This is a genomic window from Jeotgalibacillus soli (genome assembly GCF_000829435.1).
GTDB lineage: Bacteria > Bacillota > Bacilli > Bacillales > Jeotgalibacillaceae > Jeotgalibacillus > Jeotgalibacillus soli.
Genome location: NZ_JXRP01000019.1, coordinates 430,153 through 449,279 on the forward strand (window position 1 = coordinate 430,153; position 19,127 = coordinate 449,279).

15 protein-coding genes and 1 other annotated feature are annotated in these 19,127 nt (G+C 40.1%); of the genes, 1 reads left to right on the forward strand and 14 read right to left on the reverse strand.

The features are described from left to right. Positions 1-22: 22 nt before the first annotated feature. The 11 genes from KP78_RS16390 to KP78_RS16440 all read right to left on the reverse strand — a co-directional run bounded on the left by KP78_RS16390 (position 23) and on the right by KP78_RS16440 (position 14,735). Positions 23-739, reverse strand: a complete 717-nt coding sequence (locus tag KP78_RS16390; protein ID WP_235420965.1) for a hypothetical protein — start codon at positions 737-739, stop codon at positions 23-25. Further along, positions 729-1,316 (reverse strand): PilN domain-containing protein, encoded by a 588-nt coding sequence (locus KP78_RS18795; protein WP_052474891.1) that lies wholly within the window; start codon positions 1,314-1,316, stop codon positions 729-731. The genes KP78_RS16390 and KP78_RS18795 overlap by 11 nt, the downstream gene beginning before the upstream one ends. After that, on the reverse strand, positions 1,317-2,327 hold the full coding sequence (gene pilM, locus KP78_RS16400; protein ID WP_041090460.1) for a type IV pilus biogenesis protein PilM: 1,011 nt from the start codon (positions 2,325-2,327) through the stop codon (positions 1,317-1,319). Between the two features lie 129 nt (positions 2,328-2,456). Continuing rightward, on the reverse strand, positions 2,457-2,837 hold the full coding sequence (locus KP78_RS16405) for a prepilin-type N-terminal cleavage/methylation domain-containing protein (protein WP_041090463.1): 381 nt from the start codon (positions 2,835-2,837) through the stop codon (positions 2,457-2,459). Positions 2,838-2,937: 100 nt separating this feature from the next. Beyond that, on the reverse strand, positions 2,938-4,143 hold the full coding sequence (locus KP78_RS16410; RefSeq protein ID WP_052474892.1) for a type II secretion system F family protein: 1,206 nt from the start codon (positions 4,141-4,143) through the stop codon (positions 2,938-2,940). Next, entirely contained in the window at positions 4,140-5,186 is a 1,047-nt protein-coding gene (locus KP78_RS16415) for a type IV pilus twitching motility protein PilT (RefSeq protein WP_041090465.1), read from the reverse strand. The genes KP78_RS16410 and KP78_RS16415 overlap by 4 nt, the downstream gene beginning before the upstream one ends. 13 nt (positions 5,187-5,199) lie before the next feature. Continuing rightward, entirely contained in the window at positions 5,200-6,864 is a 1,665-nt protein-coding gene (locus KP78_RS16420; protein ID WP_041090467.1) for a GspE/PulE family protein, read from the reverse strand. 16 nt (positions 6,865-6,880) lie between these two features. Then, entirely contained in the window at positions 6,881-8,185 is a 1,305-nt protein-coding gene (locus KP78_RS16425) for a G5 domain-containing protein (RefSeq protein WP_041090469.1), read from the reverse strand. A gap of 533 nt (positions 8,186-8,718) precedes the next feature. Further along, a complete protein-coding gene (locus tag KP78_RS16430; protein ID WP_235420966.1) occupies positions 8,719-10,137 on the reverse strand; it encodes a sensor domain-containing diguanylate cyclase in 1,419 nt (472 codons plus the stop codon). Between the two features lie 365 nt (positions 10,138-10,502). Then, the gene (locus KP78_RS16435) at positions 10,503-11,816 is read right to left on the reverse strand and encodes a bifunctional folylpolyglutamate synthase/dihydrofolate synthase (protein WP_041090471.1); all 1,314 of its coding nucleotides are present in this window, start codon (positions 11,814-11,816) and stop codon (positions 10,503-10,505) included. Between the two features lie 273 nt (positions 11,817-12,089). Further along, positions 12,090-14,735: a valine--tRNA ligase gene (locus KP78_RS16440; RefSeq protein WP_041090473.1), complete on the reverse strand. Its 2,646-nt coding sequence runs from the start codon at positions 14,733-14,735 to the stop codon at positions 12,090-12,092. Between the two features lie 52 nt (positions 14,736-14,787). Further along, positions 14,788-15,021 (reverse strand) — a binding site (T-box leader). Positions 15,022-15,136: 115 nt separating this feature from the next. On the opposite strand from KP78_RS16440, the gene KP78_RS19445 reads away from it, so the two are divergent. After that, positions 15,137-15,337, forward strand: a complete 201-nt coding sequence (locus KP78_RS19445; protein WP_084220124.1) for a hypothetical protein — start codon at positions 15,137-15,139, stop codon at positions 15,335-15,337. 3 nt (positions 15,338-15,340) lie between these two features. On the opposite strand, the gene KP78_RS16445 is transcribed toward KP78_RS19445, so the two are convergent. The 3 genes from KP78_RS16445 to hemL form a co-directional block, all read right to left on the reverse strand. Continuing rightward, the gene (locus tag KP78_RS16445; protein ID WP_041090475.1) at positions 15,341-16,567 is read right to left on the reverse strand and encodes a hypothetical protein; all 1,227 of its coding nucleotides are present in this window, start codon (positions 16,565-16,567) and stop codon (positions 15,341-15,343) included. Positions 16,568-16,637: 70 nt separating this feature from the next. Then, entirely contained in the window at positions 16,638-17,681 is a 1,044-nt protein-coding gene (locus tag KP78_RS16450; protein ID WP_041090477.1) for an AbrB family transcriptional regulator, read from the reverse strand. A 128-nt stretch (positions 17,682-17,809) separates the two neighbouring features. Beyond that, a complete protein-coding gene (gene hemL, locus KP78_RS16455; protein WP_041090479.1) occupies positions 17,810-19,099 on the reverse strand; it encodes a glutamate-1-semialdehyde 2,1-aminomutase in 1,290 nt (429 codons plus the stop codon). Between the last annotated feature and the right edge of the window lie 28 nt (positions 19,100-19,127).

Sequence of the window (19,127 nt, forward strand, 5' to 3'; positions counted from 1 at the left end):
GATTATTTTTCATAGCAGTCCTTTACGGAGCTGCTACATCCTCCTCTGTATAATAGAAAGTTGTCACTTGAATATTCATAAAAACCGATTCGTCCTCGGAGTCAGAAAAAACACGATCATCCTCTGTGCTTTGTGTAAAATGAAGTGAATCAACACGGCTAATACGTTCAAGCTTTTCTATTTCACGAAGGAATTGCATAGCTTGATTAAAGTTCGGTGCCATGATATCAGCACTAAAGGTAATCAGCTTTAATTCCTCTGGCATGTCTATATCATTAGAAATAGGGGAAGAAGACGGGACCTCAAGTTCCTCCTCTGTTCTCCCATCATTGCCGATCATATCACTTTCTTCCGTACTTTGACCGCTAAGTAAATTATTAATCGTGAGCCCAGTGTCGACTATCGATCCGTCATAATGATTAAATGTGATCGATTCAATCCGTACACCACTAATAAGCTCTGCTTCTTGTATCGCTAACAGCAATTGATCAACCTGTCGCTCGTTCGGTACCTTTCGTTCATACACCCTCCTATTTTCTTGATCAACCTCGGATTCAGTTATTGGCGTTACACGAAGAATTTCGCTCGCTGTCTCCAAATCTAAAACACGCTCTTCCATCAACTGAGCTTCGGTCACAACAGACCGGACAACAAAAAGGTAAAAAAAGAGTAGAATAAATAAAAGAAGCGAGAAGAGAACAATGAAGGCGATTTGTTTTTTTGTTAATTTATTCAACATCATTGTACTCACTACCTATCGCAATCGTTTTTTTATCTACTTCCAATAAAATCATTGTTACATAACGGGGAATAACCATGAATTGCTCTTCCGTTGTATCCATTTCTTCAAGCGTATAAGCTCGGATCTCTTCCACTTTAACATCTGTAAAATAGCTAGAGGCACCTAGCCTCTCAATATAAAGAGAAACTTCTGTCATTGTTTCAAATTGAATCTCGACCGCTACATTGTCTTCCAAAAAATCATAGCTTGTTAAATAGGCATTATCAGGCAATAAATTTGTCAGCTCAGCAATTAAAAGGGATGTCTCAAAACTTAAGCCTTCTGCATAACTTACAATCGATTCGAGCGATGATCCAGTTGATTCTGCCCCAGCATTGTTTTCAAGCTGCAAAAGTCCCGCTCTTAGCTGCTGTTCTGAAACCCGAAGGGCATCAATCTGATGCTGTGAGGAGATATATTCATAAATCATGAATAAACAAAGTAAAATCAAAACCAATCCAGTCAGAAAGGCTACAATCGTTGCAGTCTTCCTTCTTTTTTCTATTTTTGGAAGTAAATTGACCTGATACAACACTTACAATTTTGCCTCCTTTAATGACACTCCTGCTAACGATACATGTCGTGAATCTAGATTAGGGTAGTGCGGCGCGCTTTCCTCCGAGCCAATCAAACGAACTGGAACGGAATAACTATTTTTCACCTTAGAAGCAATCTCAGACAAATATGGATTATCTCCCATTAACAAGAGCTCATCGATTTCTTTCTCACCTTTATGTAAAGAAAACCGATAAAAATTGATGATTCGATCCAGTTCATTAATTTTATCATCAATCTGTTCTTCATAATTCCAAGTATCACCGGATAATTGATATTGGATATACCCTGTATTATCTAAAAAATATTCCCACCTTTCTAATGACGTCTCGATTTGCTGATATCTCATGAAATCAATGACATCGTCTGAAAAGATACTTAATGTTAATGAATTGATCGTCCAATCACAAAGCATATATGTCCCTTTTTGCTTAATGATTTTTAACGACTGCAGCAAACGATAATTTCCAAGCGTTCGAATATCTGCTGTGACCGGTTTTAACTGAACATCTTCAAATATCTCTGTGTATCTTCTTACTTCTTCTTCCGGTGTCGCAAATAAAATACCCTGTAACGTCGCAGGCTCATTTCGCTCTGTGCGGGTTTCTGCCGAAGAGATTTTGACGATATCAATAATCGGATCCTCAAATGGAAAGTGAATGGATTGCCCGATCTCCATTCTAAAATACTCTGTTATTTCTGCCCCCTTTAACATTGAGGGAAACGTTACTGGTCTCATCAACACGGAGGATTCCGGTACATAAAATCGAACATCACGCTTCTTAATCTCCCATTCCGCAACAAGTAATTTCATGAATTCATAAAAACCAAGATCATCTATAATTTGACCTTCTTTAATTAGGCCAAATGGAATCGGTCTCTCCTTAATTTTTATTGAATTCCCTATTGCTCGATCATCTATTTCAGCCATTCGTATTATATAATCCTGTATGACAAGATTGATCGCTTTTTTCTTTTGAAACAGCCCCATCCCTACACGCCTCCCGCATCTTCTCGTAATCCAATGGAGTAATGGGACACAGCAAGTGTCCCATTACTCCATCATACTACTATAATTATAAAGGGAAAGATGTTATCTTTCCCTTTATAATTGATGAGATTATTCCTGTGCGCTGTCTACGAAATTGATAATTCCCGCTTCTGTTCCATCAATACCATCAATTTCATTAACCTCATGCCCATCGATTGTCCATCCTTGAGCACCTCTAGTAACCGTTTCAAATGCAGCTCTGGATTCAATAAAGTCTGCTAATTCAGCTGAATCGCAGCCTGCTGAACAATCTATAGTTCCAGTCGCCTCTCCAAGTTTAGCCGCACTAATAATATTCAGCGCTTCTGCTGCTGTTGCACGGTCTCTTGAATCACTAATTAAATTTGATACCACAGGCACAGCGATCGCTGCGATAATGGCTAAAATGACAAGCACCGCAAGTAACTCAACAAGTGTTAAACCTTTTTGATTCTTCATTATATTTTTCATTTCTTTATCCCCCTTATACTTTATCGACAAGGCATTTCATTAAAGAAAAGCCAGTTAAATCCCGGTAAGCTGGTTCACCTCCTTATAAGATTGGTCACTTTTAGATCTGAGTATAAATACTTAATAGAGGCATCATGACTGCTAGGACTATAGTTCCCACTACCACTGCCAAGAAGACAATCATCAAAGGCTCAATAAGTGACTTTAATGTATCAACAGTTCGGTCAACCTCTGCTTCATAAAAATCCGCAATATTTGCCAGCATGGAATCAAGAGACCCTGTTTTTTCACCGATGGCTGTCATTTGGGCTACAAGTGGAGGAAATAACCAGCTTTCTTCAAAAGGCTCAGATAATCTGTTGCCTGATTCCAGACTCGTTTTTGCCTTTTGCAGCACCTTCCCCATCAATGGGTGATCGACTACTTTCTCTACGATGACTAACGCCTGTAAAATAGGGACTGAGCTTGAAAATAATGAAGAAAGTGTTCTTGTCATTCTCGCGATTAGTACTTTTTGCAGCACCTTTCCAAATACAGGTGTTTTTAATAGCACCGTTGCAACGGCATCCCGGAATATATGACTTTTTTGATGCAAGACTCGAAAGCTGATCACAACCGCAACTAGGATAATAAGGAGAAGCCACCAATAACCTTGTATGACATTGCCAAGCGACAAAATAACCACTGTAAGGGATGGAAGCTCAGCCCCCAATTGTTCAAACATCGCAGTAAAGCGCGGCAGGATCACCGTCATCATAAAGATGACAACAACCATCGTAATTGCAAGAATAATAATTGGATAGGCTAGAACAGACTGAATTTTCTTTTTTATCGTATATTGCTTTTCAAAATACATAGCCAGCCTTTCGAGTGTTTCATCCAGGTTACCCGTTGCTTCTCCCGCTTTAATCATGTTGCTGAAAAGAACGGGAAAAACTTTTGGCTGCTGTGCAATCGTAGCTGAAAAAGAATTCCCTTCTTTAATGTCTTCCATTACCTTTTCAAGTGCTTGGCGAAGTCCTTGGCTCTCTGTTTGATTCGCCAAAATGGAAGTCGCTTCAACAATGGAGATGCCTGCCTGTATTAATGTTGAAAACTGCCGACAGTACATAACAAAATCTTGCTGTTTTACCGGAGAGCCAATAGAGATCTCTTTATGTAAAATACTCTGGGACTCTGTGACTTCACGAGGGTTAATCCCCTGATCACGAAGCTTTAATATGGCGTGCCTTTCACTTACTGCATCTACTGTTCCTTTTTTTAAGATTCCTTTCGCTGTTCTGCCAATATATTTATAGATGGTCATTCAAAGCCACCGTTATTTAAATAGAATTTCACATCGTCCATTGCAACCTCTCTTGCCGCTAGCAAGACTTGTATAGACATCGACAAAGTATGCATGCCATCAGCTCGGCTCATTTGAAGAACATTTGGAATTTGATATGTTTTTCCACTTCTTATTAAATTTGCAATGGATGGTGTATTCATCAAGACCTCTGTTGCAGCGACTCTCCCCTTACCATTTAGTTTTGGAAATAGCCGCTGTGAAACAACTCCTTGCAATACCGATGCAAGTTGTACACGAATTTGCCCCTGTTGATGCGGCTCAAAAACATCGATAATGCGATCAACCGTTTGTGCTGCTCCGCTCGTGTGCAACGTTGCTAAAACAAGATGACCAGTTTCTGCTGCCGTAATAGCAGTGGAAATGGTCTCTAAATCTCGCATTTCTCCTACTAGAATAATATCTGGATCCTGCCGCAGAGCCGCTCTAAGACCACTTGAGAAGCTATGTGTGTCAAGCCCAATCTCTCTTTGATTGACGATCGAACGTTCATGCTGATGTAAATATTCAATGGGGTCTTCAAGTGTAATGATATGCTTTGCTTGACGATGATTGATGAAGTCAATCATCGCTGCAAGTGTTGTTGATTTCCCCGATCCCGTAGGACCTGTCACTAGAATCAGTCCTTGCGGCTTCAAAACGAGATCTCTAACAATTAGGGGCATTTTCAACTCTTCAAAGGATGGAATTTTATCCGTAATAATCCTGATTGCTATTCCCACCGAATTACGCTGATGGTATGCATTAACACGATAGCGGGAAACATTCGGAATGCTGTAGCTGCAATCAATCTCCCCTTTTTCAATGAATTCATTTAAACGATGCTCAGGAATTATTTTTTCTGCCATTAGCATCAATTCGGCTGGTGTAAATTGTTCTTGCCCTATAACTTCTAAATCTCCATTCACCCGACAAATGGGGGGAGAAGCAACCGTTAAGTGCAGATCGGATGCATTTTTTTGGTGCGCCTGCATTAGAAGTTCATTTACATCATACCCACTCAACCATCATCCCACCTTAATCTAATGTAGCGACGCGAAAAACTTCCTCTGTTGTTGTCAGCCCTTCTTTTACCTTCTGTAGACCATCATCAAGAAGCATTTTCATATCATTCTTTCGTAGATACGCTCGAGTTTCACTTACACTTGCACGCTGTAAAATAAATTGTTTTATTTGTTCATCTACGAGCAATACCTCATGAATGGCCATCCTCCCGCGGTAGCCCGTATTGTCACATACTGGACAGCCCTTGCCTCTTTGAATAAATTCTACCGTTAACCCTCTTGCTAAAAATAACTCTTTTTCACGATCAGTTGGTGGATGCTGCTCTGTACAACTTGTACAAATTCTTCTAACAAGCCGCTGCGCCACAACCCCTATAACAGAAGAAGAGACAAGAAATGGCTCAACTCCCATGTCATTTAAACGAGCAATCGATTCCATTGCACTATTTGTATGCAGTGTACTAACAACAAGGTGTCCGGTTAATGATGCCCGAATGGAGATTTGAGCCGTTTCTAAGTCGCGAATCTCACCGATCATGACAATATCTGGATCTTGCCTTAGGATGGACCGAAGCCCACTCGCAAAGGTCAGCCCCACATCCTCATTCACCTGAATTTGATTAATTCCTTTCACCTGATACTCGACTGGATCCTCAACTGTAATAATGTTCACATCATCAGAGTTTAATTCGGTAAGTGCAGCATATAAAGTGGAGGATTTTCCTGATCCTGTTGGGCCCGTAATTAATACCATTCCATTAGGCTGCTTAATCATTTTTTTGAATTTCTCCAAATTACTCTTTGTAAAGCCAAGCTGACTAATATCATTTAACGTACTGTTTAAATCCAACAGTCTCATCACTACTTTTTCACCGTAAATCGTCGGTAAGGTAGATACACGAATATCCACTTGATTAAAATTAATGACGGAATTAATACGGCCGTCTTGAGGCACACGATTTTCAGTAATATTTAAATTCCCCATGATTTTTATTCTGGCAGTCACTACACTTTGCATGTGCTTAGGCAATGTTCGCTCTGTCCGCAGAATTCCGTCTACTCTGTAGCGAACCTTAACCTCTGTTTCGTGAGGATCTAAATGAATATCGCTTGCTCTTTGGGCAACGCCAGCGGCAATAATTTGATTCACAAGATGGACCATCGGCGAGTCTTCGTCTGTAATGTCCGTATCTTTTGCTAAATCATTTACATTAAAGTTGCTCATTGCGGCTTCCACCGAATCATTTAAATCAAAATACTTCGTTATCGTTCGATACAGCTCTTCCTTTGTCGTGATGCTAGGTTCTATTTGACAACCGGTAGCCATTCTAAGCTCTTCAATCGCAAAAAAGTCCATCGGATCAGCCATGGCAACAAAAAGGCGATTTTTTTCTCTCCGATAAGGCATGATCTGATGTCGTTTTGCTAATTCCTTGGGAACGAGCTGAACAAGCTCCAAATCAATAGTAAATTGGTTAAGATGCACGTAAGGAATACCAAGCTGAATCTCGAGCACTTTAATCAGCTGCTGCTCTGTTAAAAATTCTTCTTTAATTAAAAAATCTCCTAATTTTTCATCAGTGCTTTTTTCCTCTAGGGCATACCGAAGCTGTTGATCATTTATCAAGCCAGATTCTACAAGCAAATCCCCTATCCGCTTTCGTTTTAGCATACTCATCACCTTCCTCCAAATCTTACTTACTGTCAGAAGAAATAACGCGATCAGGCGTTTCCTTTGTCCCAGGACCGACTTCCTGGTCATTAAAAGCCTTGTCAGATGGTATCTCCATATTTTCCGAATCCACCAACTCATTTGATTGATCAGAGAGTACACGAATCTCCTGTTCGAGTTCTTGCTCCTTCGTATAGGAAGAAACCTCGATAACGGTTGGAACCGGAGCATAAAAATCACGACTTATTCGATCAGAGGACAGTGTTTCTCCATTTGATGAAACCATCAGGCGGATCGTTTCTACTCTCTGTCCATTAACGCCCTGTTGTATAAGCTGTTCTTCCCCAGCTTGAAGGTTATTTGTAAATCGCCGAATAATTCTTGGTTCAACTTCTGTATCTTCAACCACTTTGACTTGATAGGCTGCATCTAAAGGAAGACTAGAAAATGTCATTACCAATCGAGAATCGTTGATCACAGCCTGAATGGTCAGCGGAAATGGATTAGGGTTATGTAACCGCAAATCCCTTTGTGTAATTGGACTAATTTCAGCTTCCATTCCAGGATCAGTATAAGAAGGAATTGCACTTTGGGCATGGCGCTCTAAAATTTTAAGATTTGTTTGAAGAGCTCCCCCATACAATCCAGAAGCCAATATATTCAAAATACTTGAATCATCTCCATTTTCCTTCAGCCATTCTAGCATTGAAAAATTACTTCTCGCATGAATCTGGACACCATCAAATAATGAAACGAGCTTAATTAGGGCCGGGTCATCATATGGTACATCCACTGAATGCGTTGCAACGATCTCTCCCACGGAAGAAGCATTCTTTTTTTCGACTGCTTGTATTGTTTCGTTACTTAAAGATCCAGCTGCAAACTCCAGCTGAGCTATTGTTTTTTTTATTTCAATAATAGAAAAAAGCGGCTCTAGCATTTTTGTATCATCTAAATACACAGTGAGCATTATTTTCTTTTCTTCGTTTCTCGACTTGAACGAATACCATGGCGCTTCTATTTTATCCTTATTCATTTGTATAGTTTGCTCCAGATCAAAGACAAACACTTCTCTTGGAATGGTTACATCGCCTCCAGAATATGAAAGCTCTAAGTCTCTGCCGGATTGCCATGCGGAAATCTCAGACATTAAGTAACTCCTTACTTCGTCCACTGAACTGGCAGGAATAATAACCCCTCCATTTATATATGTAAAATCCGATTCTGTTGCACTTACAGGAAACACAGCCACTAATTTTATCACAGCCACATAGGAAAGTGTTAAAAGTAACATTAATACAACAGCTAATTTATACCATTTTTTCACTCTATATCCCCCTATGCATTCTATACCCATTTAATAGTCATTTTGACTCTTTTTTTGTGAAATTTAGTTACTAATGAATTAAAAACCAAAGCACTAAAATATATAAGGCTTTCTGCTTGACTAAGAAAAAAGCTTATATACCAATATATTATAATTATAGTTATATTTTTTTATAAAACAACAATATACAACTTTTTGAACTTTTCATTTAATATGGCACAAAAGATACATAGTCATTTGGTGATTATTTTATGAAAAATATAGTGATTTACAGAAGTGATAAATCATCCGAAAATGATTTGAGGGTGCTTTTTGCACTATGCTGTTTAAGGAAAAGGATTACACATTAGATGTAATACCACCTGTTTAGGTGAAAAATCGGAGTGAATGATTATAATAGAGAATTTTTAGCAATGTTAACTAACTGAAGAATGAATCATAGATCGATTCATTGTTTTATAATAGGTAATAATTTCATTTATTCAAGCTATAGTCGTAAAGTGCAGCTAGCATGCTAACTCACTGCACTAGTATTATTTCATATATTGAGCTACACGATTGCGTCCTGCTCTTTTAGCACCTACATATAATGCACGATCCGCATTTCGAAGAAGGGTGAGGGCAGAGTCGGTATCCTCAGGTGCAGTGGAAATTCCCATACTTACCGTTATTCTAACCTGTATTTCCTGCCTTACTTCACTTAAATCATTTAGCGTTTTAAATACACAATCTTCAATTTTTCTGCGAATTTGTTCAGCTAACTCGATTGTTTGATTTTTAGAAATATTGTCTAAAAGAATAACGAATTCCTCTCCCCCATATCGTGCAACTACTCCTTCATTGCCAATGACATTTGATAAGATGCGAGCAATATCCTGTAAGATGTCATTCCCGCTTTGATGACCATATGTATCATTGATATTTTTAAAGTGGTCAATATCTAACAGGATTAGTGACAGCTGTCGAACACTGCCATTCATAAGCTCATCAAATTTGTCGTGAAGCAACTCATCAAAACGGCGGTAATTGTATAGACCCGTTAACGCGCAGTGTTCACTCTTTATAATTGCAGTCTGGTAATTGCGTGCATTTTGGATTGCGACTGCTAGGTGGGAGCATAGCAAATCAACTATCGGTAAAATATGTGGTTTATAGGCATTTTTCCTCTTAGAAGCTACCATCAAAACAGCCACTGTTCTTTGGTTTCGCTGTATTGGAACTGATAGGACACTCTCAACATCTGAAGGAATATATTCTTTGACAGCGTCTCCCCAGCTTCTTTTTTTATTTAGAAACGCAGCTTGTCCACTATGCCAAACTTTCCCGCTAATTCCTTCATTACGCTGAATCGAACGAAGAGTATTATCCATCCTTTTTCCATTTTCAACCCTCTTTATAAGAACAAGTTCATTCTCATTTGTGGATACATCCAAGATATAAGCATAATCAACCTGCATTAGGTCAGACAGCTTATCAATAAACAAATCTAATACTTCGTCTACTTTCAGCTGCGAAGTTAACTGATGTCCAATTTCTCCCGCTCGCACTAAATCTTCCTTCAAACTTTCAGAATGGTTATAAAGTCTTAAAATAATTGTCAGAGCAATAAAAGGAAGACCGATAAACAGTGTTGATGCGAAACCGATTGCACTTTGCAAAAAATATAGAGAAACTCCATATGGAAGACTCAGGAGCATTGCAAGGTAATCCAGCTTTGAATCCTGGTTAATGAAAGAATACCGATTCCCTTTAAAATGATTGAAAATATAAAGAAATACATCATTTACTAACACTTGTAAGAACATATACAAAAATGAGGCTAAAGTCAGTGATATCAATGAACTTTCTTCTTGTACAATCCCTATTCCATAAAAGGTTAATCCAGCAATAAAACTGCTTATCATAAACATGATTGAGTTTAAAGGGTATCGATAAATATTTTCTAATGTCATTTTGGATCTGAATAGTAAAAACAACACAGCAATTTGCATTAATAATAATTCAAAAAACAAACCATACGTTAAGAATGCCGCTAAACTTACCCAACGAATAATAAAGATCTTACTTTCTCTTATCTGATAAGGAATGACCGAAATCAGAATGGCTAAGATTATAAGACTAACCGGTTCCCACAAGGAACTGAATGATGGTGGATAGCTCACATAAGAGTACCATAGACCTAAAGGTAAAAATACAATCCACATATACCATAGGACTCTTTTAATCGAAATAGATAATTCCACCATCCTATCCCAACTCCATTTTCATATGATAATAGTCATAATATTTATAATTTTATCAAATCCTCCTTTTTCTGTCACTTATTATTTCGAATTCGAAGCATTATTCGTAAATCTGCTGATATAGATGAAAGAAAATAAAGAGACCCTGTGATTACAAGCAGTTCATCAGAAGGATCTTTTAGAAGATGATTCTCTACCCATTTTTGCCAATTTACGATTGATTTTTGCTGATGGCTGCTAATCTCATACAGCGCTTCAGCAGCTGCAGCTCTCGGCAAATCAAATGATGTAAAAGCGATGCTAGTTCCCGCTTCATCCAACATTGAAACCATTTTGCTTAAATCCTTATCCGCAACAGCAGCAAATAAAATATGAGCTTTTTTACCAGGAAAGATGCGATGTAATGTATGAACTAATGCTTCAATCCCTTCGACATTATGTGCACCGTCCATAACCACGATAGGAGATTGATTGACGATCTCCATTCTACCAGGCCAAAGTGCTTTTTTCATTCCAGTTCGTATCATATCCTCATTGAATAAAACACCCAGCTCTTCATGAATAAGTTGAAAGGTTTTAATCGCAAGGGAGGCATTTTCGATTTGATGCTCACCAACCATCTGAATTTCTGCTTGTAAGGACTCCTCACCTTCCAAGTAAACAAATCGTTCACCAAGCTGCTCGAAAGGCTGAATGACTGCGTGAAAATTTTCCGAGTAAAAAAGGACAGGTGCATGCTGTTTCTTCGCAACCTCTTTAATGACCTCTTTTGCATCCTCTCGCTTAATATTCGCAACGACTGGAACAGACGTCTTTATAATCCCTGCCTTTTCAAAAGCAATTTGCGTGTATGTATCACCGAGAATCGCCACATGATCTAAACCGATCGAAGTAATCACAGAAGCAATCGGGGATATAATATTGGTCGAATCCAATCTCCCACCCAGCCCCACTTCAATTAACACAATATCTACCGGGTTGATGTCTCCAAAATAAACAAACATCATCGCTGTGATCACTTCAAATTCTGTTGGGCTTCCTAGCTCACTTTCTTCCATTTGATTCGCCAGCGGTTCAATCATTTGAACAAGCTTTAGCCACTCTTCATCTGTTATGGGCAATCCATTTACAGAAATTCGTTCATTAAACGTTTCAAAATATGGGGAAGTAAAGGTACCTACTGTTAATTTAGACGCTTGTAGAATCGAGCGAAGAAAGGTAACGGTCGAACCTTTTCCATTTGTCCCCCCAATATGGACTGCTTTCATCTTTTGTTCAGGATTTCCAAGCTGCTCCATCATCCATTCCATACGCTTTAATCCTGGTTTAACACCTAATCTCAATCTTCCATGAATCCAGCTAATGGCTTCATCATATGTTTCAATCATAGTCTTCTTCCTCTCTTCACTTAAAACTTGATTTTGTAAAACGTGTCTGTTAATTCCCACTCCATCCAGACGCTCGCTTTCCGCGGGGCGGGCGGTACGCCTCCCAGGTCTCAGCCCAGTCTCACCTGTCCTGATTTAGCCCGCAAGAGTCTCGCTTATCCGTTCCAATCAATGCTGTAAAAACATCAACAATGGACTTTAACATAACTTAAAACTTAAATCAGGCTGTATTTCTAAAAAAGCGGACAGAGCGTTTGCCCGTCCGCTTATATCTTATACTTGCTTTAATTCTTGAATACGTTGTTTTACAGCTGCCTGCTTTTCCAGGTAATCCTTTTGTTTTGCTTTTTCTTCATCCACGACTGCTTGAGGAGCTTTGCTTACAAAACGCTCATTTCCTAGCTTGCTTTCTACCCGTTCTACTTCTTTTGTCCATTTAACAAGTTCTTTTTCAAGACGGACAATTTCTTCTTCAAGATTAATTAATCCTTCGAGCGGCAAAAATAGCTCTGCACCGGTCACAACTGCTGTCATGGCTTTCTCTGGCGCTTCAATTGCCATTCCAAGCTCAAGTGTTTCAGGGTGACAAAAACGATCCAAATACGCTTCATTTTTTTGCAAACGATCTAAAATGATCGTATCCTTTGCCTTAATCATCAGCTTGATTGGCTTACTCATTGGCGTATTCACTTCAGCCCGTATATTACGCACCGCGCGAATAATTTCCATGAGGAGCTTCATCTCTTCTTCCGCTTCACGATCAGTGAATTGCGCGTTGACAACAGGCCATGCTGCTTCTGTAATTGAATCCCCTTCATGAGGAAGGTTTTGCCATATTTCTTCTGTAATAAACGGCATAAATGGATGCAGCAGACGCATGGTCTGGTCTAAAACATACGCAAGAATGGAGCGAGTTGTTTTCTTTGCCTCCTCATCATCCCCGTTTAATGGCAGCTTCGACATTTCGATATACCAGTCACAGAAATCGTCCCAAATGAAATTGTATAAAGCTCGTCCAACTTCCCCAAACTCATATCGATCGGCAAGCTTCGTTACATTATCAATTGTATCGTTCAAACGAGTTAATATCCATTTGTCAGCGACAGATTTCTTACCGGTTAAATCGATTTCATCATAGGGAAGACCATCCATATTCATCAAAGCAAAGCGAGATGCGTTCCAAATTTTGTTAGCAAAATTCCAAACCGCTTCTACCTTCTCCATGGAGAACCTGAGATCTTGCCCTGGTGATGAACCTGTTGAAAGGAAATAACGCAGCGAATCCGCTCCGTACTGTTCGATTACATCCATCGGATCTACGCCATTGCCAAGCGATTTTGACATTTTGCGTCCTTCAGCATCGCGTACCAAACCGTGGATCAGCACATCATTAAATGGGCGAGTTCCTGTAAATTCTATCCCTTGGAAAATCATCCGGGATACCCAGAAAAAGATGATATCATAACCTGTTACTAGAGCAGCAGTCGGGTAATAGCGCTGGAAGTCACTTGATTCTTTATCCGGCCATCCCATTGTTGAAAACGGCCATAATGCAGAAGAAAACCATGTGTCAAGTACATCCTCATCCTGCTTCCAATTCTCGATATCAGCTGGCGCGTCTTCTCCAACGTAAATTTCTCCTGTCTCTTTATGGTACCAGGCAGGAATACGGTGTCCCCACCAAAGCTGGCGAGAGATACACCAATCACGGATATTTTCCATCCAGCGTAAATACGTGTTTTCGAAACGGTTTGGTACAAAGTTTACTTTTTCATCGCCTTGCTGAAGCTTAACTGCCTCGTCCGCCAACGGCTGCATTTTTACAAACCATTGTGTTGATAAGTAAGGCTCAACAACAGCGCCGCTTCGCTCAGAGTGACCAACGGAATGAAGATGCTCTTCAATGTTAAATAAAATGCCCGCTTCCTGCAGGTCCTTTACAATCTGTTTACGGCAATCAAAACGATCCATTCCCTCATACTTACCTGCTTTTTCATTCATAGTGCCGTCTTCATTCATAACAAGAACGCGTTCTAAGTGATGACGATTGCCTAGTTCAAAGTCATTCGGATCATGAGCTGGTGTAATTTTTACGGCTCCTGATCCAAACTCCATATCTACATAGTCATCTGCCACGATCGGAATCATGCGTCCAGTTATTGGAAGCTCCACTTTTTTACCTATTAAATGCTTATAGCGATCATCCTCAGGATGAACGGCAACAGCCGTATCACCAAGCATTGTTTCCGGACGTGTGGTCGCTACTTCAATATGCCCGCTGCCATCTTCCAATGGATAACGCATATGATAAAAGGCACCTTGAATATCCTTGTGAATGACTTCAATATCAGATAATGCCGTCTTCGTTGCCGGATCCCAATTGATAATATACTCTCCTCGATAGATGAGCCCTTTATTATAAAGAGAAACAAAGACCTCACGTACTGCTTTTGAAAGACCTTCGTCAAGTGTAAATCGCTCACGTGAATAATCCAGGCCCAGACCAAGCTTCGACCACTGCTCACGAATATGCCCTGCATACTCCTCTTTCCATTTCCACGTTTCTTCAACGAACGCTTCTCGACCTAGATCATAACGCGATTTCCCTTGTTCTTTTAGCTTTTGTTCCACTTTTGCTTGTGTCGCGATCCCGGCATGGTCCATTCCAGGAAGCCATAGTACATCATAGCCCTGCATACGCTTCATGCGCGTTAAAATGTCCTGTAGGGTTGTATCCCATGCATGTCCTAAATGAAGCCTTCCCGTTACGTTCGGGGGAGGGATCACAATTGTATAAGGTTCCTTTTCTTTATCCTTTTTGGCTTCAAAAACCTTCTCCTTCAACCACCAATCGTAGCGGCCTTTTTCAATTGTGTTGGGATCATATTTTGTTGGCATTGTTAGATCCTTTGACTCCATGTGAAATTCCTCCTTTTACTATTTAAAAAAACAAAAAAGCTCCCTTCGTCTATAAAAGGACGAAAGGAGCGACATTCGCGGTACCACCTTTTTACACAAGAAAAAAACCTGTGCACTTCATTCCAATAACGGTGTTTAGCCGGCTAATAATTACTAAGTCCTGTAAGACCTTTCACCATAGCTGCTCATGGGGGACTTCCAGCGGTTCGGAATCGGGTTCTCTCAGCAAACAAACCCTTCTCTGAAGACCGAATTATCGTGTACTCTTCCCAATCATAGCATAATCAATATGTACATCTATAGTAGCGGAAAAGCAAGGTATTCGTCAATCCCTATTACGATCAGGCGCATCTCTACCTGTTTTTTCATACGATAATGAAAGCAAATCTTTTCAAGAAAGGATGAGTACATTGGGAAAACGATTATTCCCTAAACCGCTGCCGCCGTGGTGGAAGAAATGCAGATTGGTTTGTTCGACACTAATTGTTCCATTTTGTATATTCCAAGCTGTACGGTTAATCCTGCTTCCAACCACTTTTGATGTAATATTGCTCGGAATCCTTATAGGAATAGCGGTCGTTCTTCAATTTGAATGGATTTAAAATTTACGGAATCCAAACAACCTTCCCTTTGTCAAATGGAGCTCGGGACTCAAATTTATTTCTCTTCATCAGATTTGGGACCGAGACGCCATGACGCTCAGCAATCATCTCGGGAGTTTCATCCTGTTGTGTTATATGAATCGTAACTGTCGTCATGCGATCTTCCAATGCGGAGACAAAACTCATTAGACCTTGGTGAGAAGCAGCTTGCTGGGAATCATCACCTGATGGAAATACTTCTTCTACAGAACCCTCCAGCACGACTACAAGTTCTTCTGATGGATGGTCTTCGCTTCGTTGTTCATACAGCACTGGATCATAATTAGCATGTACCATACTATGAGGAATCTCTTCACTATAGGATTCTTGATCAGCATGGTTTACGATCTTTTCTTCATGGTTTCCCTCAACCTCTTCCTCTCCATCAACAGTCTGTATTTCTTCATTTTCTGCTGAAAAAGATTCTACTTGATCACTCATTTGATTCCATTCCTTAAACGGATTCGGCAGTACTCGAATCGGAAGTTCGTAAACCTCTTCACTTTTTTCTTGGTAAGGTTGGTTATATTCTACACTTTCTGAAACCACAACGTCTTTCTGCACATTCACTGCATTTTGCTGTTCCAATATTGTTGCTAAACCTACTTCTTCCGTTTCTATTCCTTCCTCTCTTTCATTTTTCTCCATCGTATCTTCCATTTCCAAGACTTCGGTCCTCTCAGCCTCATTACTTCCCTCATTCACTAAAGCTGCCTCATCAATTAATAGGTTCTCAGCTTGTTCTGACTCATCGAATTCTTTCTCAATCTCTCTTTCTTTTGATACCCCATCTATCATGATATCAGCATGAATGATGAGTGATTGTTCATTAATTAATTCGTAATCAATATGATCAATAAAAACGTCCAACTGATGGATATTGCTTATTCTTGCAGAAGCTACGCTCACCGTTAAAGGGAAATAATGCTCAAATTCCAAAATATCGTCTTCTCCCCGGTTCAAAATATGCACTCGCTGAAAATGCCCTTCCATTTTAATGGCCCGTTCTCCCACTTCCACAGCAACGCCTTCTCCTACTAAATGAAGATTCCCTTCAATCAGTACTTGATGCGGCTGTTCTGTAATTGATACACTTGGCTCAAACGAAAGCGAGCGAAGTTCTTTAAGACCATATGCTCCATCGAACGCAATCGTTTCTTTTAATAGCAGCGGCATTTGATTTTTCTTCAAATTTTCTTCCCCCGTTTCCTCTACTACATACACCCTCTATATAAACGATATGCACAATGAGAAGAGACTATTACAATTCAGGAGAAGTTTGAAGCCTTTTTTTCAACAAATAAACGGTCAATGGAGCTGCTAAAAAAAGGATGAAGAAAATACGAAATAAGTGAAAGCTTGTGACCGTTGAAGCATCTGCCCCCACCGCGTACGCAGTAATCGCCATTTCTGCTACACCACCAGGGGCTGCACTTAAAAACATATCCAACAATGGAAAAGAGAAAAATCTATTTAAACCATAGGATAGCGCGATACAAAAAGCAATAAGCGCTAAATTACTGATTACCACAAGCGCAATAGAGCGTGCAGACAGCAGAGCGCGCATTCCTTTCATTTGCAGACCTAAATGAGCACCTAGCGTAATTTGTGCAGAAGCTACTAACGCAACTGGCAAGTGAAAGGGATTCCCTGTTAATACATTAAATACTAATACACTTATTAAAGGAGCAAGCATATAAGGGATCGGCATTTGGATTTTTCGGATTATAAATAATAGAAAAATAATCCCGCTTGCTAAAAGAAATAGATAAAAAAGGGGAATCTCTAAAATAGGCGTTTGAATAACCTGCAGAAATCCATTTGTATCTCTCGGGAAAAAGTAAGTCACTAATAATGGCACCACTGTGATGACTAACAGAATTCGAATCGTTTGCATAAGCGCAACAGCAGATTGATCTGCACCCTTTACTTCCTCACTTAACAGCACCATCTGTGATAGTCCTCCAGGAAAGCTTCCAAGTAACGCAGTTGAAAAACGGTAGTTGGTGCTTTTAGATAGCCCCCAAGCAGTGAGCATGGAAAAAAGCACCACTAAAAATGTAATGACGAGCATAATCGGCAAGTATAGCACCATAAACGTTAGTGCTTCGCTTGTAAAAGATGTGCCCATCTGAATTCCGATAATAAGCAGGCCTGCATTCCTTAACCACCCAGGCCAATAAAAAGGCCATTTTACCGTGTTTTTTAAAATCATCATAATAAATAGCGGACCAAGCAGCCACGGTAAAAACAGCGACAGCTCATAAAACAGCCAGCCTCCACTGGTTGCAATGATGGCTGTGATAAAAAGTCCTGTTCATTGAGTTTTTGTCACTCGCCATGCACCTTCTTCCTTTTCTTACTATCATATACGAAAGTTTTTAACGAAAAAAGGCTGACTTACCACAATGTAGGTAATCAGCCTTTTCTTTATTATGCAGTAATTGCTTTAAATGAAGCCTCCACAGCATGCAATGTTTTTTCAACATCTTCTTTCGTATGAGCAGTTGACAGGAACCAGCCCTCAAATTGAGAAGGCGGCAAAAAGACACCATAATTTGCCATTTGACGATAAAACTCAGAAAATAGTTTAAGATCAGATGTTTTCGCTTTCTCAAAGTTGGTCACTCTTTCATTTGTAAAGAAGAAACCAAGCATTGAACCCGCGCGATTTACCGTGTGAGGAATGTCATACTTCTTCGCAAGCATTGTAAATCCTTCCTCCAGTAAATCTCCAAGCTCGACAAAATGATCATACGATTCTGGTGTTAATTGTGATAACGTCTCATAACCAGCGGTCATGGCAAGCGGGTTTCCTGAGAGCGTACCTGCCTGATAAATAGGGCCTGCTGGCGCAATTTGATCCATAATTTCTGCCTTCCCACCGAACGCACCTACAGGCAGTCCTCCACCTATCACTTTTCCAAGACAGGTCAGATCAGGCGTTACGCCAAGATGACCTTGCGCACAGTTAAAGCCTACTCGGAATCCTGTCATCACTTCATCAAAAATTAAAAGTGTCCCATTTTGTTCAGTAACTTCGCGTAATCCTTCCAGGAAACCAGGCTCTGGAGGAACAACCCCCATATTTCCAGCAACTGGTTCGACAATTACAGCCGCAATATCGGATCCAAATTCATTAAACACATACTTGATTGATTCCAGATCATTATAAGGAACCGTTATCGTGTTTTTTGCCACACTTTTGGGAACCCCTGGACTATCTGGTAAACCAAGCGTCGCTACGCCTGAGCCGGCTTTAATCAACAGACTGTCTCCATGTCCATGATAGCAGCCTTCAAATTTCACAATTTTGTCCCGTCCCGTGTATCCACGTGCAAGGCGCAGCGCACTCATCGTCGCCTCAGTTCCTGATGATACCATACGAATTTTTTCAATAGATGGTACACGCTCAATTACTAAATTGGCAAGCTTGTTTTCCACCGTTGTAGGAGCGCCAAAGCTTGTTCCGCTTTCTGCTACCTGCTGAATAGCCGAAACAACGCGATCCTGTGCATGACCTAAAATAAGCGGCCCCCATGATAACACATAATCGATATATTCATTGCCGTCAATATCGTGAATTTTAGAGCCTTTTCCTTTTTCCATGAAAATAGGATTCATGTTGACCGATTTAAATGCTCGGACTGGGCTATTAACTCCGCCTGGCATTAGCTCGACGGCCTCTTTAAATGCTTCTTTTGATTTTTCATATGAACGCATGACGCTGCCTCCTCTTTCTTATCCTTCA